At 33.3% G+C, this 19,123-nt stretch carries 13 protein-coding genes; 3 read left to right on the forward strand and 10 right to left on the reverse strand.

Annotation, left to right across the window (positions count from 1 at the left end):
* Positions 1–16: 16 nt before the first annotated feature.
* From galU to B7R65_RS04880, 4 genes are all read right to left on the reverse strand, one after another.
* Positions 17–901 carry a UTP--glucose-1-phosphate uridylyltransferase GalU gene (gene galU, locus B7R65_RS04865; RefSeq protein ID WP_088041621.1) on the reverse strand — a complete coding sequence of 295 codons (885 nt, stop codon included), beginning with the start codon at positions 899–901 and terminating at the stop codon, positions 17–19.
* Positions 902–921: 20 nt separating this feature from the next.
* On the reverse strand, positions 922–2,748 hold the full coding sequence (locus tag B7R65_RS04870; protein WP_088041622.1) for a polysaccharide biosynthesis protein: 1,827 nt from the start codon (positions 2,746–2,748) through the stop codon (positions 922–924).
* Positions 2,749–3,172: 424 nt separating this feature from the next.
* Positions 3,173–3,832 (reverse strand): CpsD/CapB family tyrosine-protein kinase, encoded by a 660-nt coding sequence (locus B7R65_RS04875; RefSeq protein WP_088041623.1) that lies wholly within the window; start codon positions 3,830–3,832, stop codon positions 3,173–3,175.
* Entirely contained in the window at positions 3,795–4,529 is a 735-nt protein-coding gene (locus tag B7R65_RS04880) for a YveK family protein (protein WP_306298440.1), read from the reverse strand. Before B7R65_RS04880 ends, B7R65_RS04875 begins: the two co-directional genes overlap by 38 nt.
* 384 nt (positions 4,530–4,913) lie before the next feature.
* Here B7R65_RS04880 and B7R65_RS04885 point away from each other — a divergent pair, with 384 nt between their 5' ends.
* A complete protein-coding gene (locus B7R65_RS04885) occupies positions 4,914–6,092 on the forward strand; it encodes an acyltransferase family protein (protein ID WP_179194775.1) in 1,179 nt (392 codons plus the stop codon).
* Positions 6,093–6,280: 188 nt separating this feature from the next.
* Here B7R65_RS04885 and B7R65_RS04890 read toward each other — a convergent pair whose 3' ends face one another.
* From B7R65_RS04890 to B7R65_RS04905, 4 genes are all read right to left on the reverse strand, one after another.
* Positions 6,281–6,793: a signal peptidase I gene (locus B7R65_RS04890; RefSeq protein ID WP_088041626.1), complete on the reverse strand. Its 513-nt coding sequence runs from the start codon at positions 6,791–6,793 to the stop codon at positions 6,281–6,283.
* Between the two features lie 187 nt (positions 6,794–6,980).
* On the reverse strand, positions 6,981–7,553 hold the full coding sequence (locus B7R65_RS04895; protein WP_088041627.1) for a hypothetical protein: 573 nt from the start codon (positions 7,551–7,553) through the stop codon (positions 6,981–6,983).
* A 157-nt stretch (positions 7,554–7,710) separates the two neighbouring features.
* Positions 7,711–8,796, reverse strand: a complete 1,086-nt coding sequence (locus tag B7R65_RS04900) for a hypothetical protein (protein ID WP_088041628.1) — start codon at positions 8,794–8,796, stop codon at positions 7,711–7,713.
* Between the two features lie 318 nt (positions 8,797–9,114).
* A complete protein-coding gene (locus B7R65_RS04905; RefSeq protein WP_088041629.1) occupies positions 9,115–15,366 on the reverse strand; it encodes an Ig-like domain-containing protein in 6,252 nt (2,083 codons plus the stop codon).
* Between the two features lie 287 nt (positions 15,367–15,653).
* On the opposite strand from B7R65_RS04905, the gene B7R65_RS04910 reads away from it, so the two are divergent.
* Entirely contained in the window at positions 15,654–16,862 is a 1,209-nt protein-coding gene (locus B7R65_RS04910) for a HupE/UreJ family protein (RefSeq protein WP_256941160.1), read from the forward strand.
* Positions 16,863–17,003: 141 nt separating this feature from the next.
* On the opposite strand, the gene B7R65_RS04915 is transcribed toward B7R65_RS04910, so the two are convergent.
* Entirely contained in the window at positions 17,004–17,954 is a 951-nt protein-coding gene (locus B7R65_RS04915; protein WP_088041630.1) for an alpha/beta hydrolase family protein, read from the reverse strand.
* Positions 17,955–18,142: 188 nt separating this feature from the next.
* Here B7R65_RS04915 and B7R65_RS04920 point away from each other — a divergent pair, with 188 nt between their 5' ends.
* On the forward strand, positions 18,143–18,631 hold the full coding sequence (locus tag B7R65_RS04920; protein ID WP_373419547.1) for a CarD family transcriptional regulator: 489 nt from the start codon (positions 18,143–18,145) through the stop codon (positions 18,629–18,631).
* A gap of 155 nt (positions 18,632–18,786) precedes the next feature.
* On the opposite strand, the gene cspD is transcribed toward B7R65_RS04920, so the two are convergent.
* Positions 18,787–18,987: a cold-shock protein CspD gene (gene cspD, locus B7R65_RS04925; RefSeq protein ID WP_025568675.1), complete on the reverse strand. Its 201-nt coding sequence runs from the start codon at positions 18,985–18,987 to the stop codon at positions 18,787–18,789.
* Between the last annotated feature and the right edge of the window lie 136 nt (positions 18,988–19,123).

Here is a 19,123-nt window from a genome sequence, read left to right on the forward strand (position 1 = left end):
CCAACTTTGCTAAATATTAGTTTGTGTATACTTTGTTTTTTTCTACCAAGTCAGATAAATATTTCAATAATTCATCCTTTAGTTCATCACGTTGTAGTGCAAACTCTGTCATTGTTTTGATAAATCCTATTTTTTCTCCTACATCATAACGAACACCTTCAAAATCATATGCATAAACGTCTTCGTACTGATTTAGGCCTTTAATAGCATCTGTAAGCTGAATTTCTCCTCCTGCTCCAGGCTCCTGGCTATTTAGTATTTCAAAAATTCTTGGATTAAGAATATAACGCCCCATAATGGCAAGATTTGATGGCGCATCTTCTTTATTTGGTTTTTCTACTAAATTACTAATCTTATATAAATCATTACTAATTAAAACTCCATCCACTATTCCGTATCTCGAGACATCTTCATTAGGTACCGTTTTGACCCCTATAATAGATGCTTGATGTGCATCGTATTTTTCGATCATTTGCTTTAAACAAGGTTTTTCAGCTTGAACTATATCGTCACCTAATAAAACCGCAAATGGCTCATTACCAATAAACTTGCGAGCGCACCATATTGCATGGCCCAATCCTTTAGGTTCTTTCTGTCGGATATAATGAATATCCACCATTTGAGATGACTTTTGAACCTCGGTTAATAAGTCAAATTTTCCCTTGTCAAACAGATTCTGCTCTAACTCAAATGAATGGTCAAAATGATCTTCAATAGCCCTTTTTCCCTTTCCAGTCACAATTATAATATCCTCTATCCCTGATTCAATTGCTTCTTCAATAATGTATTGAATTGTAGGTTTGTCCACAATTGGTAACATTTCCTTTGGCATAGCCTTTGTTGCCGGAAGAAATCTTGTTCCTAATCCAGCTGCTGGTATAATGGCTTTTTTTACTTTCATGAATAATACGCCCCTTTGTATTAACTAGAAATTGAGATTAGCTTTCGAGACTGCACTCGATTATTTGCAATATCTAGTAACTTATTCTTAAGAACTTCTTTATCTTCTTTGGCATACGTTAAAATTAATTCATTGATTTCTTCAATTAATAGGTTTGCTGTTTTACCAATATAAATTTTTGGATAAACTTGCTTGTCATATATTTCTTCCTCATTTAAAAGTTCTTCAAAAAGCTTTTCTCCAGGTCGAATTCCAGTAAATTCAATTCCAACTTCTTCAACTGAATTGCCAGAAAGCTTTATTAAATTTTTGGCAAGATCTACAATTTTGACAGGCTCACCCATGTCTAAAATAAAGATTTCTCCACCTTTGGCTAGTGCACCAGCCTGGATAACTAATTTTGATGCCTCTGGAATTGTCATAAAGTATCTGACCATATCGGGATGTGTTACAGTAACTGGACCACCTTTTTCAATTTGTTTTATAAAAAGTGGAATCACGCTACCACGGCTTCCTAATACGTTTCCAAAGCGAACAGCAACAAACTTTGTCTTGCTGTTTTTATTCATATTTTGGATCATCATTTCCGCAAGCCTTTTTGTTGCTCCCATAACACTTGTTGGATTAACTGCTTTATCAGTCGAGATCATCACAAATGTTTCGACACCAGATAATTCAGCTGCAGTTGCAACATTTACGGTTCCAATTAGGTTATTTTTAACAGCTTCTTCTGGATTTCGTTCCATTAATGGTACGTGTTTATGAGCAGCTGTATGATAGATTACATTTGGATGATATTTCTCCATAACCGATTTCATTTTTATCTCATCTTGTAAGTCAGCAATTTCTGTAACAAATTTAATCGCACTATTTCCAAAGTGTTCTTTTAATTCCATTTCAATCGTATAAATGCTATTTTCACCATGACCCAATAACACTAAAGTTTTTGGATTAAATTTTGAAACTTGGCGACATATCTCCGATCCAATTGATCCACCTGCACCAGTAACTAAAACAACTTTGTTTGTAATTGAATCTGAAATCTTTTCAATATCCAATTCGATAGCTTCACGACCTAATAAATCATCAACTTGCACCTCTCGGAATTGATTTACAGAAACCTTTCCCGTGACAAGGTCCTCTAACATTGGAAGAATCTTTGTTTGAGCCTTTGTTTTCGTACACTCTTGAAAAATCATATTTAATCCCTTTTTGCGAAGAGATGGTATTGCAATAATGATGTTCTCAATATGATATTTTTTTACAGCAGCTTCTATTCGATCAACTCCACCTACAACCGGAATTCCCAGAATATGAAGATTTTGTTTTTTTACATTGTCGTCAATAAATGCGACAGGGAGTAACTCTGAATCAATATTATTTAATAATTGTCTGGCAACCATTGTTCCAGCAGCACCTGCACCAATAATAAGTGTTCGCTTTTTATTCACAACGTTATTATGAGATGCGTCCCTATATACCCTCCAGCATAGACGTGCTCCACCGATTAACAAAATATGTATAAACCACGTTACTGTAAGAATACGGATATACGTTTCAGAAATAAAAAGTTCCTGTACAACAGCAGTACACAATATTGAATAAGTAATAGACTTTAAAATAATAATTAACTCTCCGATACTTGCGTACTCCCATGCCTTCTTATATAACTTAAATAAAAAAGAAAATAAATGATGGCTTAATAATAATGCGATCGAGCTAATGACTATCGGAGCAGTAAAAATATCGATAGTTGCATTTACTAGAAATCGACTAAAGAAAATGGAGGTTAATACAATAAAAGAATCAATAAAAATAATAAAAGAAACTCTCTGCTTGAATGTCATAAAACTCCTGCCTTTCCACTGGTCTCAACTTTGGTAACTAATTTGACTAGCTTTTCAATTTAAGTTTTCCTTAAGGACTATTTAGACTAATAAAGCTCACCACTTTTTATAGATTTCAGAAATCTGTAAACTTCAAATATTAATTACTTAAGATCATTAAGATTTAAAGTCCTTAACTATCCTGTCTTATAAAAAACAATATAGTTAAAGAATTTAAATATAAAATAGGCATCTAACCTGCCCTCACACCACACTATCGACGACTTGCGTCTAAGGTTTTTCAACCCACAGCATGACCGAGTGCCTTCATTGATAACGGTAAGAAGGCATCACCTGCGACTTATTAATGAAATGAATAACCTTATTGTTCTTAATCAAGAACGATAAGGTTATATTAAACCTTTTATTTTTTCATGAAGCATTTCTACTTTCTATCGTTTAAAATTACACCCATTAATTTAGTACTATCAGATAATATTTTTTGTGCATGGATTACATCATTACTTTTTGTTTTTCCCCATTGAATGACTAATATTACTCCATCACAATGATTAGCTATGATTTTTGTATCTGTAAACTCTAAAGCTGGAGGAGAATCAATCAAAACCAAGTCATATTTTTCTGTCGCGGTCTCAATTAATGTCTTCATCAAATGTGATCCCAACAGGTCAGCCGGATTAAACGGGTCAGGACCACTTGTTAATAAATCTAACCCTATTATTTCTGATTCGATTATAGATTCCTCTAGTATTGTTCTACCTAACAGCACGCTACTCAAGCCAACATAATTACTTTTTTTAAATGAAAAATGAAGTGTTGAGTTTCTTAGATTCGCATCGATTAGAAGTACTTTTTTCCCTAATTGCGCTAATGAAATTGCAAAGTTTGCAGCCGTAGTCGATTTCCCTTCTCCATAATTTGGAGAAGTTACTATTAATGCTTTGCTTTCTTGATCCTTTATTGACGAGAGAAAATTTGTACGAATTGAACGATATTCTTCTGAAATTTTACAACCTTTATTATTTGCAGTTACTAAATTTACTTTATTAGTTGAGTGAGATGATTTTCTGTTCATTATTCGCATAAGTATCCTCCTTAGCCTGAATTCTTAACATTTCACTCTTTTTAAGTACTGTATTTTTTTTATTCATTTTTGAAATGACACCAAAAACCGGAGTTCCTAATAAAACCTCAACATCATTTTCGGATCTTACAGTGTCATCAAGAAAGTTTAATAGAAAAACGAAACCCACACCTGCAATTACACCTGCTAATAATCCAAGAAGTATTTTCTTCGTATAATCTGCGTTTATAGGACTATTATTAATCTGCGCATCTGATAATAGTCTTGTATCTTTAAATCCTAAAATTTTTGGTATTTGATTTACAAAGACGTTAGCTGTGGTATCTGCAATTTCCGCTGCTAACTTAGGGTCCGAATAAACAACCGATATTCTTACAATTGATGAACCTCCTATACTTTCAGGATAAATTTGTTTACTTAAGTCTTCTGAAGATATATTTAGATTCAAATCATTAACAACATTTTGTAGTAATGAAGGTTCTTTAATCATGACCAAAAGTGTATTCATCATTTCAGGTGAGGTTGCATTAACTATCAGTTTAGAAGATGTTTCATATAGCTTTTTTGTTAAAAATACGCTATAAACTCCACCAAGTGTTGAAAAGAAGATAGAAAAGGCAAAAATTATCCAAATCCGTTTCTTCATAAGTACCATAATTTTTTTTATACTTAATTCGTTCTCCACATTTCCCACCACTTTTTTTTTATTTTGTTCTTTTTAACGAACGTACGATTAAAAAAAATTTGCTTTGCTTAAAAAAGAATAAAGACTGGGTATGTCTACATAATAATTCTTTATAACGAACAAGTCAACTGTGATTTACTATTTTTTCTGATAATTCAGAACGTTTCCGGAGTCTTAAATAGAATAATTTTTTTTGCTTATTTTGTGAACAATTCTATATATATTAAATTGTATTTTAACAAATTCCTTTTTTATTTCTAAAACTATTTATTTAGTAATTCCAATCTAATTTACCATTCAATTTAACAATGTAAAATTTATCCTATTATGAAAGAGGTATTTTGTTCTTAATAAAGAATAAATTATATTATCAATTGAATACTAGGAGAGAATATGATGAAAAATCGAATCGAACAATTAGACTCTTTTCGTGGTTTAGGGGCCCTGAGTGTATTAATAAGTCATGCAATTCCATTATTAGCGATACCTATTGCCGCTGACAAACTGTTAAAAGCAACCGGAGTACTGAATGGACATGGTTTTCTAATGTTATTTTTCGTATTAAGTGGCTTTGTTTTATCCCTTCCATTTTTAAAGAAAGATCAAATTAATTACACTTCATACATAATCCGAAGATTATGTAGAATCTATGTTCCTTACATAATTGCCATAACATTTGCCATTATTTTATCTCAAATATTCCTATCTTATAAAATAGGTAGTGTAAGTGGCTATATTGATAGCCAATGGAAAACAATTCTGAGTGGCAAACTGCTATTGGAACATATCTATTTTATTGGAAATATTCACGCCGATTCATTTAATGGTGTAATTTGGACATTAATACACGAACTAAGGATCGCACTCATTTTTCCTTTTGTAGTTCTAATTATAAAACGTTTAGACTGGAAAATAAGTGTGCTAATTTGTATTGCTTTAACTAGCGTAAAAGCACTAGATATTGTATTCCATTTAGAAAAATCAAACGGATTTCATATTTCTTATATTGATACTTTATCTTACCTTTCACTATTTATTATGGGCGTACTTTTGGCAAAGCATAGAACTGAAGCCATTGGTTTTTTTCAAAATCTAAAGCGAATAAATAAAATAATATTTTTGCTAATATCCATCTTACTTTTTAACTTCTCTGGTTTAGCAATTTTTGATCTTTATGAATTAACGAGAATTAGTGCATTTACAAAATTCGGATTAATTATGCAGGAATATGGAATGGGCTTAGGTGCTATTGGCTTCTTTATTATAGCGATTGGATCGTCAAAAGCTGAGAATGTATTAATGTTTAAACCTATCAACTTCGTTGGAAAAATTTCATTCAGCCTATACTTATATCACCCATTAGTTCTTTTAAGCTGTATTCATCTTTTTTATTATACTCTGCCATTCTGGAGCATTTTCTTAATTACTATCGTACTTTCGATATTGGTAGCATATATTACTTGGAAGTTTATTGAGGTCCCAAGTATGCGATTAGGAAAAACAATTGCGAATCGAGTTAGTACGATTCAAGGTAGTAAGATAAAGCCTCAGCAAATGATGACAAAAAATCAATAAACTAATTCAGGTCTTATATTGAGACATGTTCAAGCATAAAAAAAATCACTTCATTTAAATGAAGTGGTTTTTTTATACTTTTATACTAATTAACTCTCAATATGTTTATATCTTATTAAAAAAATTTAAACTTCTTGAAAATGCCCATCACTTGCTGTCCAATTTGAATTGTTATTTTCTTTACTCATTTAATTTTTTCTAAACAATCTAATCCCATATGTTATAAGAATTATCCCTAAAATAATGAGTAAAACATAAATACTAAAACTACTATGAATTTCTTTGAAAAAATAACCTACAAACGGAATCGTTACTCCACTATATATGGATACAATACTGTTTTTATCAATTATCCAAGGATCCTGTACTTTGTTTGCATCACCTTTAGTACGATAGTATACTTGTCCATCATTTTTAACAATTTCATTTATTCTATGTGTTACAAGAATTTGGTTATTATACGGCATTCTGAAAGTAATAATATCACCAGTTGTAAGTTTTGCCTGATCTGTTCGTTTTTTTACAAGTATTATAGATCCAGTTTTGAGTGTAGGTTCCATTGAGCCTGATTGTACATAATATACTTGATGTTTAAATAGAGTCGGAAGCTGTCCTTTAATCTTTGTTTCTACTACGACATATGACATTACAAGTAAAATAACAACCAATAGGATATTAATTATCTTACCTAATACTTTCATCTATCCTCTACCTTCTAGTAGCGCCACCGCACTTTATTGCAGCAACCATACTTAATCTAATTCCTGTTCTATTATCGTATGCAGGTTATTCTATCATGTTCATCTTTTTGCAAAAATTAGACGATATAGAATCTAGCATTTTCAAAACAAAAAAGAGTCTAGCACAACTGCTAAACTCCTACATAAATTAATCTACAGTATAGGTTAAATCCATTAATATTCTGGATTCTTTATTGTCACTATTAAATGGAGGTAAACCTTTTTCGTATACTCCTTTAATAACAAATTTGCGCTCTTGGTTTTTTATTAAACTTCCTAATGGAAACTCATTCATTGTAAATTCATATAGTGAAATTTTATCATCACGGTTTTGATCGAAGCCTAGGTATTTCATATATTTTGGTGTATATAGCTGGTCTCCAAATTGAATGCTTTGAATGTAAATATATTGGGCTTCATTTTGATTGTTTTTTTGTAAGAGAAGACCTTCCAATGTAATGTGACTAATATCATGTTTTCCAGTGTTTTTTAAGATGTGCTGTATTTCATACTTCGTACCGTTTTTTTCTTTTTCTTTTAAATAAATTAAGTCTGTTGTTTTGGTTATTTCCTTATTTGATAAATCTAGCTGTATGGTTGTGTAAGGGCTCGTACTAACTGTTGAGGAAAACTTATAGTAAGCTAATGAACTAACTAATAAGACTAGTAGTCCTGTCGTAATTAAAAAGAATCCTAGTTGGCTTTGTTTTTTTGGTCCCATCTATTCACACCCTACCGCTAATATATTCTTTCTACTATTAATGTATTAGCAATACTCGAGAATATGACTAGGATAAAATAGAAAATAGTAACTTGGTAGTATAATTAAAAAAAGCTAAAGGAATTCGTTTCCTTTAGCTTCTCCATGTCTTTATTTATTATTTTAAAAGGTATTTATACTCTGCACCTTGTACAGGTGTATCATTTGCATTATGGTCTACTAACTCTGCTTTAATTTCATAGTTTCCAGCAGATGGAAGTGTAATTGTAAACGGTACTTTATAGCCCTCTGGCATTTTTAATAAAGTTAGTGATAAATCACTTACTTCTTCCTTCTCTGGAACATACGCTACACCTTGAGCGTTTGTCGTTGAATTTATTCCACCTAAGTAAACAAATGTTAAGTTTTTAACAGGTACACCATCTTTTGTAATAAGTACTTTGAATCGAAGCTGTGATCCAGCTGGTCTTGTAAATGTTTCAGGCAGTTTTGCATTTACAAAGAAATTTTGTTCTGCAGTAAATGCGAAGTTTTCTCCACCTAAGTTAACTACAATGAAACCAGTTGTAGTTGCAACCGATTTAATAGATTTAACCGATTTACCTGAAGACTTTACTTCACCAACAAATGATACTGCTGGTTTTGCACTAAGATCATTTGTGTCTTTTTCTTCAAGTGTAAGCGTTGTCACTACACCCCTAGTTGAAGCATTTGTTACCGTATATCCTGCTACCGCGAAATCAGCTTTATCAACTTCAGTAACTGCTCTTGAAAAAGTAACAGCAATTGAGTCTAATTTCCCATTTTTATCTGTATCAAGAGTTTGAACCTTTGTGAATGCTACTGATTTTACAGCGATTGTAAAGGCAACATTTGTTTTATATTTACTCATGACTTTGCCTTTATTATCTTTAACATTTGAAACTGTTAATCCCGCTTTAAATGAAGCAGTCTTAATATCAGCACCTTTAACTGTTAAAATCGCTTTATTTCCTGATAAAGTAACCTTCGTTACCGTTACGCCAGAACCTTTAGCGAATACATAGTTGCTAGCTTTTGAAGCAGATGTCTTATTAACAGCCTTATTAAACTCTACTAATACCGTTTTTGTGTTTACAACGGTTACTTTTTTAACTGATAGTTTAACTGTTGCTGCACTGATTACAGCTGGTGATACAGCAGTCGCTACTAACGCTGCTGACAATGATGTCATTAGTACATTACGTTTTGATAATTTTTTCATGATACTAATCACTCCTATTTTATAGTTGTTTGCTAGATTATTCCAACTAAGTAGATTGTATAGTATAAGGAAATATCAGTCTAGTAGTTTTTTAACTATTTAGAATATTCATGATTCTAGAATAGTTTTAGTGGTTATCTCCTTTCATAAATCTCCACAAACGTAATAGGAAAACCCTTAAGTTTTAAAGGTCATTCATTTTTTATCGCGGGACTATTATAATAATTAATTTAAAAATGAATAACGATTTTTTAAGCAATTTGTTTTGGTCTTTCTACGAAAAAATACCCCTAAGTATATACTTAGGGGTACTTTCTTTTATTTTTCAACAATTACTTTTGTAGGAGTACTTTCATTTCCTTCATCATCAATTGCTATGACATATAATACTGTTCCTATATTCTGTCTTGCAATATCTAATGTAAACTTACCTTTAGAATCCGCAGTATCTGAACCGATGATTGTATTGCCACTTTTTACAATGACAAATGAATTCGCTTCTGCTGTTCCCATTATTTTTTTATCATTGTCTTTAATCTTGCCCTTTACAACCGGCGAGTCAGGAGGAGTTGTGTCTTTTACAGTCACACTTGTCACAGAACTTTTGTTTCCTGCATTATCCACCGCAACAATTGAAAGAACCGTTCCTATTTTTTGTTTTGTACTTAATAAAATTGAGAAATTACCGTCTTGGTTTACTGTGCCTTTACCAAGTATCGTACTTCCTGCAGAAACCGTTATTGTAGCTCCAACTTCTGCTTTACCAATTACAGTTCCATAATCTTTAATTTCAGTTACAACAGGTGCTGCTGGTGCAGTTGCATCAACAACAGTAATTTGAGTTTGAGCACTTCTGTTGCCCGCTTGGTCAATTGATTGTACAGAAACGATTGTACCCGCTTTTTGCTTAGAGTTTAACGTAATATTGAATCTACCTTCTTGGTTAGCTACTCCTTGACCAAGTAGAACATTTTCAGCAGTCACAATAATAACCGATCCAGCTTCTGCTGTTCCAGTAACATTTGTATCATAATCTTTTACTTCGTTTATAACAGGTGCTACTGGTGCAGTAGCGTCAATTACAATTACTTCTGTTATTTCACTAGCATTACCACTCTCATCAACTACATTTACTGTAACTATTGTACCAGCTGCTAGTTTTGAAATGTTGATTTCATATTTACCAGTTTGATCAGCTGTCGCTTGACCAATTATTTTCCCATCAACTTTTGCAATCACTTTTGCTCCAGCTTCTGCTGTACCACTAATTGTTTCATCTTTATCAGTTAAAGAACTGACAATAGGCGCATCCGGACTAGATGTATCCGATCCTACTAATTCCTTTGTATCACGAACTCGTATTCGGTTACCTTCAGTAAATTTGCCTGATAATCCTACTGCTTCAAGTGTGTCTCCAACCTTGAGAACTGGGACTGGTCCACTTTGGTTAACGATATAACCATCCGTAAATACTAGTGTTTTTCCTGAACCATCATCAATTACATATGAATTTTCATCATATTTTGAAACGACTTTACCTTTTACTTTTACTAGAAGCCCTTGGTTTTCATCCGCTGTCGCTTTACCAGTCTCTACTTCTTTTGGGGTAATCGGTGTTGTTTCTCCAATTTTGATTACGTCTTTATCAAAACTATCAAATTCGAACTCTTTATTATTCTCGAATGTTTTTACATGTCCATATACACGAACTTTATCGCCTAATTTTAAAGAGCCTTCAGGAGCTTCTTTAAATGCCATAATTCCGCCTGTTGCATCTTGAATATAAAACGCATCGAAGAATACACCTGCTGCTGTCGTTACTGTTCCTTCAATGACAGCTTCTTTATCATCTTCTAAATTACGTACATCAGCTATATTCGAAACCTTTGTTTCTCGATGAGCTAGCCAATTTACTGCATTAAGTGAAAACTCATTATTCCCTTTCGGTTCAAATGATTCATCCATTTGTTTGTCATTAAAGATGTTCATTCCTGATACAATAATACGTCCTTTATCACCGATTTCCTCTGATGCAATTAATGGAATAGCTGATCCACCAGTTTCATCTGATACTGAATCATACGTATATCCACCTTTTATATTTCCTTCATATGTGGTTTCATTTCCTTTGCCTAGGATAACAACCTTTCCACTTTGTACAAGAGGCTGATTATTTTCTCCTACAAGACTTACACCACTGTAATAATCAATGAATGGTACTCTGTCAGTAATATAATTTGAAACTAATCCTGGATGAATTCTTACCGCATATGGTGATAATTTTGGATCACCCCAGAAGTTTCCTGTTTTACTGTCATCAAATACCCCATCATTATTAATTCGAATTGCTGTACCAATGTCACCTAATAACGGATTACTGATTGTTGGATCTGAACTATTATTACTCTTACTTGTTAGTAATAACGATCCACCGTTCTTCACAAATTTTGCTACCGCTGCTCTTTCATCTGCAGATAATGCCGTTTTAGGTGCTGTGATCATTAACACTTGAACATCGCTTAGCACTGCATCTGTAATAACTTGTTTATTTTCTACTACTTTATATCCTTCTTTTTGAAGCTGAAGTGTGTAAGATTTTAAGTTATCTTTGTAAGTACCACCATCACCACTAGTATTTTCATTCCCGTGATAAGCATCGATTAATACTTTGATACCTAATGGTTCTTTTATTGTTACTGGTAAGGAATACTTAACATCTCCAATATCTAGTCCATCATTGGATGTGACAACAGCAATAATCTGATGGTCTCCTTTAATTGGACTATTCCATGTTGCAGATGCGGAAGCTGAGTTCTTTGATAGGATTGATGAAATATTATTTGTTCCAATAAAATGTGTTTGGTCAACGCTATCATAATAGAAATCTACTTTTAAGTTATTGATTGTTTGAGTTCCATTATTTGCAACTGTTGCTTTTAATGTTGCTGGATTATCACCTACGATCACATCTCCAACTACATCGATTCCATTTACTTTTACGTCAACTGATTCTTCTTTTGACCAGATTGGAGAAGAATAAATTTTTTCGCCATCCATTTGAGTTACTTTAACAACAAACCACTGTTGTCCACTATTAACCGTATATGAAGGTTTCCAAGTAAAATCTTTTGTCATTGGTTCGTACGAATCAACTACTTTTCCACCATTTGATATTAATTCTACTTTTGCAATTCGATCATCTGATTTATAGCTAGCTGGTAAGTAACTATAGTCACTATCATTATGATTTTCAGCTACTAAATCACTTCCTGAGATATCAAAATTAAGTGTTTTGCTATCAACAGTTGATCCCATATAATATCCATTTGCTAGTACATCTAATGTAAAGTTTGGATCTTCTTCCATATAAACGCGCATATTTTTCATCGAATGCATTAATGAATCTTGAGAAAGATCATCCGCTACGATTACAGTACGTGCATTTGTTTGTCCCCATGTACCTTCATGATTGTCTTCACCATATGTCGGAGCAACATGCCAACCTAAATCTAGTGCTGAATAAAACTTTTTATCAGCATTTGCATATCCATAGTGACCAGAACCGTTACCTACCTCTAACATCGTAAACAATTTATCTAAGTTTTTATCATATGGCTTGAAGTTATTAAACGCATTTGCTGACATATCTGGATGGTTAAATTGACCAACGATATCATCATACGTTAAAACCCAAGCGTAATATTTGTTTAAATCTTGATATTGCTTCCCATTAATATTTCGATCAATGAAGTTTTCTGTTCCAAATATATTTGAATGTCCCCAAGTTGTTGAAGTCATTTCAAATGCAGGAAATACAACATAGTCTCCATTTTTTGTATATTGCTTTGCTAAGTCCTTCGTTAATTGCCATTGATCTCCACCAGTACGCTCAGGCATACCTTTATGATCAACTGTATCTTGTCCTAACTTTGTAGGGTCAATATCATGTGAGTGATCAGAGAATGCAAACCAATCATAATTATGTGATTTACCAGCTTTTAAAGCTTCTTCCGGAGTACCAGAAGCATCGTGTGAAATATTCGTATGGTTATGAGTTGTACCACGGTAGTGATTTCCACCTTTAAAACGAGGTACTACTTCAAAAGTCCATTGTTTTTCACTACTATTCCCCTTCATGTCCACTGCTTTTACTTTTACAGTATGAAGTCCAAGGTCGATATCCCCAGCCGAAGTGTATTTAACTTGGCTTTTACTGATGACAGCTTCAGAAGCATTGATTTCTTTATTATCAAACCATAATTGAACAGAGTTTACATTTACTCCGCTAGGATCATTCATTAAAACAGAAATTTCTGGATGAGAACTTTCAACTTTTGTTTTATCTTGAGGTGTTTCACCGCTGAAAATCGGTCCCTCTTGATCTTCAATTAAAGTTACAGAATAAGGAGTTGTACTTGTACCAGAGCTTTGTACTTTTGCACCTGCTTTTGCTTCAATATAATACTCAAATCCATTTGCAGGTACTTTACTTGCATCAAGTATTGTTGTATAACGTCCTTCACTACCTTTAGCCATTGGTATTTCTGTATAATCTGTTGTGCCTTTTGCTCTATAAAAAACTTTTACAGATTCTGCTCCATCTGCAATTGCTTCAAATTCAATATTTGTATCCTTATATTCCTGTGAAAGAGGAACATGGGTAATGCTTAAAATTGGTGCAATATCTTTCACATTACGAGGATAAACTTGATATCCGCTTGTTGCTGAAGCATTTGTTGTATATTGACCTAATACCCCAGTAACTGTATAACTCTTTCCAACTACTAGATCTGTATCTGGTATAATTCCTGTTTTATCCATGATTCTTAGTGTCGTTGCTTTATTATTTTCATCAACAAAAGTCACATTGTAATTCGGAGGTGTACTTGCAGTTGCTGAAACTTTTCCAGTTACTGTAACAAGACTACCTTCAAGAGGCTCTGCAACAGTGAACGTTGTTAAATCAAGAATCGTTAAATCTTTTGCAACTGGTACTACGTTTCCTTCACTGATTTTTACAATCGATGTCGGTTCGAATTCAGTTAATCCATTGTAATAAATTACTTTACCAGTAACGCGTAGCTTGTCTCCTTTAACGACTGTGAAACCTGAATCAAATGAAGTATGGAATACATTGATTCCTCCAGTTTCGTCTTGAAGATAGAAGTTTTGTTTTTGTGTTCCTAAAACTCCATTATCTACCGTTGCTACCCCTTCAACTGTAAAAAACTTGTTAAGGTTTACAGGTTGACCTTTTGCATCAGAAGCACGAACTTCATTTAGTTTAGTGATTGCTTCTGTTGAAGTTTTCGTAACTGATACTGGAACACTTTCAAGTTTTATTCCTTTGTTGGTGATTGATTGTTGTGTAACGTAAACTGTTGTAGGCGCATTGTTAAAAGTTGTAGAAAATGCACCTGTAGCGCTTACTTTAACTTCCTGAGTTAATAATCTTTCAGTTTTTGTCGCAGTAGAATTAGGATATACATTGATGATTGAGCCGGATACTCCAGCACCTGCATTCCCAATTAACGTACCTACATTATTACTGTCAATCATATAACTTAATTTCGTATCATTAAGAGAAGCGCTTTCAATTGCAGCTTGGATTTCAACTGCGTCACTTTCTTCTCTACCAATTTCTGTGGCAGTTACATATACAGAAGCAAGCGTTTGCCCTGCGCTGAAGCTTAGATCAAAGCTACCATTTGAAGATGCATTGCCTGTCATTAACTTAGTACCTTTAGATGAACTGTCATATACATTTATAATTGCATTACTTGATACAGTTCCAGTGTTACCTGTTAAATTACCCGTAGAATCTTTTAATGTAAACTGAATATTGTTTCCAACAGGTTGTAAACTTTTGTTCGAAACCATTGGAATTTCTGTTGGGCTAGCACTGTTTTTTGGAACAGGCAGTGCTGCAACAAAGTCATTTAAATTGTCATTCGTATCCCATGCATTTCCTTTGCCAGCAGCAGGTGCCACATTTGCATAAGGTCTACGTTGTGCACTTAACGTACTAGTAAGTGATGGACTCGTTGGGCCCGTCCCTTCAAACGCATTTGTACCACTTCCATAACCTACAAAATCAACAATACTACCACTACTTGGGTTTGTACCTGTAAGTAAAGTAGAAGTATTTACTAATGCTATTTTTGCCGCACCAGCAGCCATCGTTATAGCTCCTGTTTTATCTGGAGTTGGTAATGGTTTATCTGTTACTGAAGTACCAGCTGCCTCTTGAATTAAATAAAAACCGTGAGCTTTTATAGCTCCGTTTAATGGTGTTGAAGTCCAACCACTTCCTGTCGAGCTAGCGTACTGAACTGACCAGCCATCTAAGACAACATCGCTATCAGTTGGGTTATAAAGCTCAATAAAATCATTTGTAAATGTAGCACCAGAGTTACCTCCGCCGCCATAAACCTGACTAATCACTACATGATCAGCAATTGCTGCTTGAGCTCTATTGGTTAAACCACTAGGCAAAAACGTTCCCACTAATAAAAGGGACGTCATAAATATGCTTGTCCAACGCCTATACTTCCTCTTTTGCAACTTCATTTCATCAACATCCTTTAAATAAATTTAGAGAAAAATTAATTACTAAAAAACAGGAGCCCTTACCTCTCACTTTCTATTCAATTATCGTGCCTCTATAATTATATGAAACTTTCAAATTTAAAGAAATAGCAATATCTTTAAATTAATTTACATTTTCTGTAAATATACGTAAGCCACTATACAAATTTAATATATATATGTTTAGATAATAGATGGCTTTAGTTTTTCTAGCTTTAATTTAGTAGATATCGAAAAAGATACTTATATAAAATCAGGGGGAAATACATGTGCTTGATTACACTTTCCGATTTAAATCTATTCTTTCTTCAATAAAAACAAAAAAATTTTTCTTTAGTCTTCTATCGTTCGGTTTGATTTTATTATTAACTCTTCCATCAGTTGCATCCGCACATAACTATAGTGCTAGTTTTACAACTTTGAAAATAGAGAAAGACCAAACAGAACTAAAATTTTCAATCGATACGACCTCACTTATTGAACTACTAAGTGGTCTAGATACTAATAAAGACTTTGAACTTAATAAATCAGAAATTAAGAAAGCACACCACCATATAGAGGAGCTCATTACTGAGACATTGTCACTAGATAAAAACAATCATGAGCAAACTCCGAGAGTCAAAAAAATGAAGCTTGTCAAAAAAGAGAGTAAAAGTTTCCTAGAGTGTACAATCATTTACCCTGCATTTTCACCTGGAGATACGATCAGCCTAAGTGATGGCTTTTATGCTGGTGATTCAGGAACAACTAATTATGTAAATTTAATGAGTGCAACATACGGAGCTGAAACTAGCCAAGCTGCACTTCAAGGAGATAGCCGGACATGGACCATGTTACTTACAGAAGTTCAACAGGATCAGCAATCGGCGAGTGAGAATCAAGCAGTTCAAGATCATAAACAATCGGACTTACCTAAAGAAAGCTCAACAAATACATCATCATGGTTTTCATTTTTTAAATTAGGAATTTTTCATATCTTAACTGGCTACGATCATTTATTATTTTTATTTGCATTAATCATTAGTAGACAAAAAATTAAACAGTATATTGGTACGGTTACTGCCTTTACAATTGCTCATAGTATTACAATTTCTCTATCAGTTTTAGGTGTTGTTAGTTTACCTTCTAAAATAGTGGAATCAATTATTGCTTTAAGTATTTGTTATGTTGCTGTCGAAAATATATTTAAAGACAAAGTTAAAAATAGATGGATAATTACATTTTTATTTGGATTAATTCATGGAATGGGATTTGCTAGTATATTAAAGGAAATGGAGATACCAAAGTCGAATCTGGCAATTGCATTGTTAAATTTCAATCTTGGTATTGAATTTATTCAGTTACTAATTTTACTGTTACTTATTCCGATTTTGTTAAAATTACAGAAATTATCAACGTATCGGAATTACGTAAAGTATGGTTCCATTGCCATATTTGTACTAGGATTAATCTGGTTAATCCAACGTTTATTCGCTTAAATAATAACGGGGCTATCGAAAATCAATTGAGTGATTTTTTGATAGCCCCTATTTAGATTATTTCTTTTGCTGTTTTGTAAACTTTGTTGCCGCCTAACAATGGATTTGTTGATTTCCGATCCAGGATACTCGCTTTATTATTCATCCCCAAAATCCAACTTCAAATTCTGTTAAATCATGATATGGATACAGGGGCTTAAGTTGTTTAGCTTTTGCCCATAAATCCTTTGTTTTCTCTAATGCTTGTAGTGATGATTTGTAGTTTTCATCGACTGTAATGTAGTTTACATTCCCAAGATGTTTTAGTGAATAACCTGTAATTTCTTCGAAGAAAGTCTTACTTGCGTAGTCTAGTGGGTCACCTTTCACTATATAATTTGTGAATAAAGGCTTGTAAGATTGTTGAATTTTTTCAGTTTTTGCATGAAGCGTTTTTGACCCGTTTTCTAAAAGTATTCCTAACGAATTAAACGTAACCCCTTGAACAAATTGGTGATCTTTCATTTTCTCGTCTTTATTTAGTTGATAGCCAACATATTGCGCTAAATACCCACCAAATGAATGACCTGTTACGTATACACTTGATCCAGCGTTTTCTTTTCGATTCAGGATCGATTTAACCCACTTATATGCTCCCTGTGCTTGTGTATCTACCACAACCGGCGATCCATTTTCAGGAGATTCAAAACCAAGTAACCTCTGATAAATATCTTGTAAATTAATTTTCCTTAGTCCGCTAAAGGCAAATAATAAACTATTATCTTTGTTACTTTTCAATGCAATTGCAGAAAAGCCAATTTCTCCAGATGTTAACGAAACAAGCTGATAATCACTTAGTTTTTCATGCATTTCTGTATATAGTGGTTCAGCAACACCTTGGTGTTCTGTTAAACTTTTTCCGATTTCCTGTTTTCGAAATGGTTCATACGATAGTTCTGCAGCAGCTAACAGTACTCCATCCGGCAACTTTTCCAGCTCTCTTTGTTCACTATTTCCAACTGTTGTATCTAGCTCTCTATGCTCACCAGTTCCGGCTGTCGAAGTAAAAAAAGTAAGTACTGCTACACAAAAAAATACTACACGATAATTCATAAGCATCCTCCTTTCGACATTCTCTCCTTCCATTTTATGTCCCTATATATATGACATGTTCATCTTTTTCCCAAAAAAGGCTAAAAATATACATCGAAATTATTGACAGTATTATTTTTAAGATGATATTATAGAAATTTTGATATTTGAATAAATAATGTTATACTTAGATTAAAGAATTTTCGGAGGTGGGTACATTGTTCAAAATTGGCGATCAAATAATATATCCGATGCAAGGTGCTGCGGTAATTGATTCCATAGAAGAAAAGGTTATACAGGGTGTAACTCAGCAATACTATATTATCAATATGCCAGCTAGTAATATGAAATTGATGATCCCTCAAGGGAATGTCTCAAACACGAAAATTCGATTAGTTGAAGATCATGAACACCTAGAAAGTGTTCTAGATGATTTTTCTAATGGTCTTCCAGATGGTACGTTATCATGGAAACAAAAATATGATGTAAATATGAAAAAACTGAAGTCAGGTGAATTACTCGCTGGTGCTCAAGTAGTGCGAGATTTAACTCTTCAAAGCAAAGAAAAACCTTTAAATCCAAGTGAAAAAGAAATGTTAGATACTGCAAAACGAATGTTTGTAGGAGAGCTTAGTCTAATTAAAGGAATTTCACAACTTGAAGCAATCGAATTAATTGACTCTGCATTGATAAAATAAATAGTAAAAGAGCTGACATCAGCTCTTTTTTTTGTGTTAAAAAATGATTCTGAAAATAGGTGGATAAGATTGCTGTGGTTACTATTTCACCACTTTAGACAAACAAAAAAGACTGTTAGCAAAATGCTAACAGTCTTGTTCACTTAAGCGTGAAATTATAATTTAACTACGTTTTCAGCTTGAGCGCCACGGTTACCTTGAGTGATCTCAAAGCTTACTTTTTGGCCTTCTTCAAGAGATTTGAAACCGTCGCCTTGGATTGCTGAGAAATGTACGAATACATCGTCTCCACCTTCAACAGCGATGAATCCGAAACCTTTTTCTGCGTTAAACCATTTTACTGTACCTGTGTTCATAATACGAACCTCCATATAATCCTGTTTTTTTTACACTTAATGAGTACTGTTAAGAAAAAATACACACATTATAACAGGATGAAAATTCGTCCCTTTTAACACATGAGTTGAATTAACCAATTCTTATTAAGTATAT

The organism is Bacillus sp. EAC (assembly GCF_002156875.1).
GTDB lineage: Bacteria > Bacillota > Bacilli > Bacillales > Bacillaceae_G > Gottfriedia.

What these genes read in the sequence shown, in the direction of transcription:
- cspD (WP_025568675.1), bottom strand. Translation starts at nt 18,987, where the DNA reads ATGAACACAGGTACAGTAAAATGGTTTAACGCAGAAAAAGGTTTCGGA.
- B7R65_RS04915 (WP_088041630.1), bottom strand. Translation starts at nt 17,954, where the DNA reads ATGAATTATCGTGTAGTATTTTTTTGTGTAGCAGTACTTACTTTTTTT.
- B7R65_RS04890 (WP_088041626.1), bottom strand. Translation starts at nt 6,793, where the DNA reads ATGAAAGTATTAGGTAAGATAATTAATATCCTATTGGTTGTTATTTTA.
- B7R65_RS04875 (WP_088041623.1), bottom strand. Translation starts at nt 3,832, where the DNA reads ATGCGAATAATGAACAGAAAATCATCTCACTCAACTAATAAAGTAAAT.
- B7R65_RS04885 (WP_179194775.1), top strand. Translation starts at nt 4,914, where the DNA reads ATGAAAAATCGAATCGAACAATTAGACTCTTTTCGTGGTTTAGGGGCC.
- B7R65_RS04870 (WP_088041622.1), bottom strand. Translation starts at nt 2,748, where the DNA reads ATGACATTCAAGCAGAGAGTTTCTTTTATTATTTTTATTGATTCTTTT.
- B7R65_RS04895 (WP_088041627.1), bottom strand. Translation starts at nt 7,553, where the DNA reads ATGGGACCAAAAAAACAAAGCCAACTAGGATTCTTTTTAATTACGACA.
- galU (WP_088041621.1), bottom strand. Translation starts at nt 901, where the DNA reads ATGAAAGTAAAAAAAGCCATTATACCAGCAGCTGGATTAGGAACAAGA.
- B7R65_RS04900 (WP_088041628.1), bottom strand. Translation starts at nt 8,796, where the DNA reads ATGAAAAAATTATCAAAACGTAATGTACTAATGACATCATTGTCAGCA.
- B7R65_RS04905 (WP_088041629.1), bottom strand. Translation starts at nt 15,366, where the DNA reads ATGAAGTTGCAAAAGAGGAAGTATAGGCGTTGGACAAGCATATTTATG.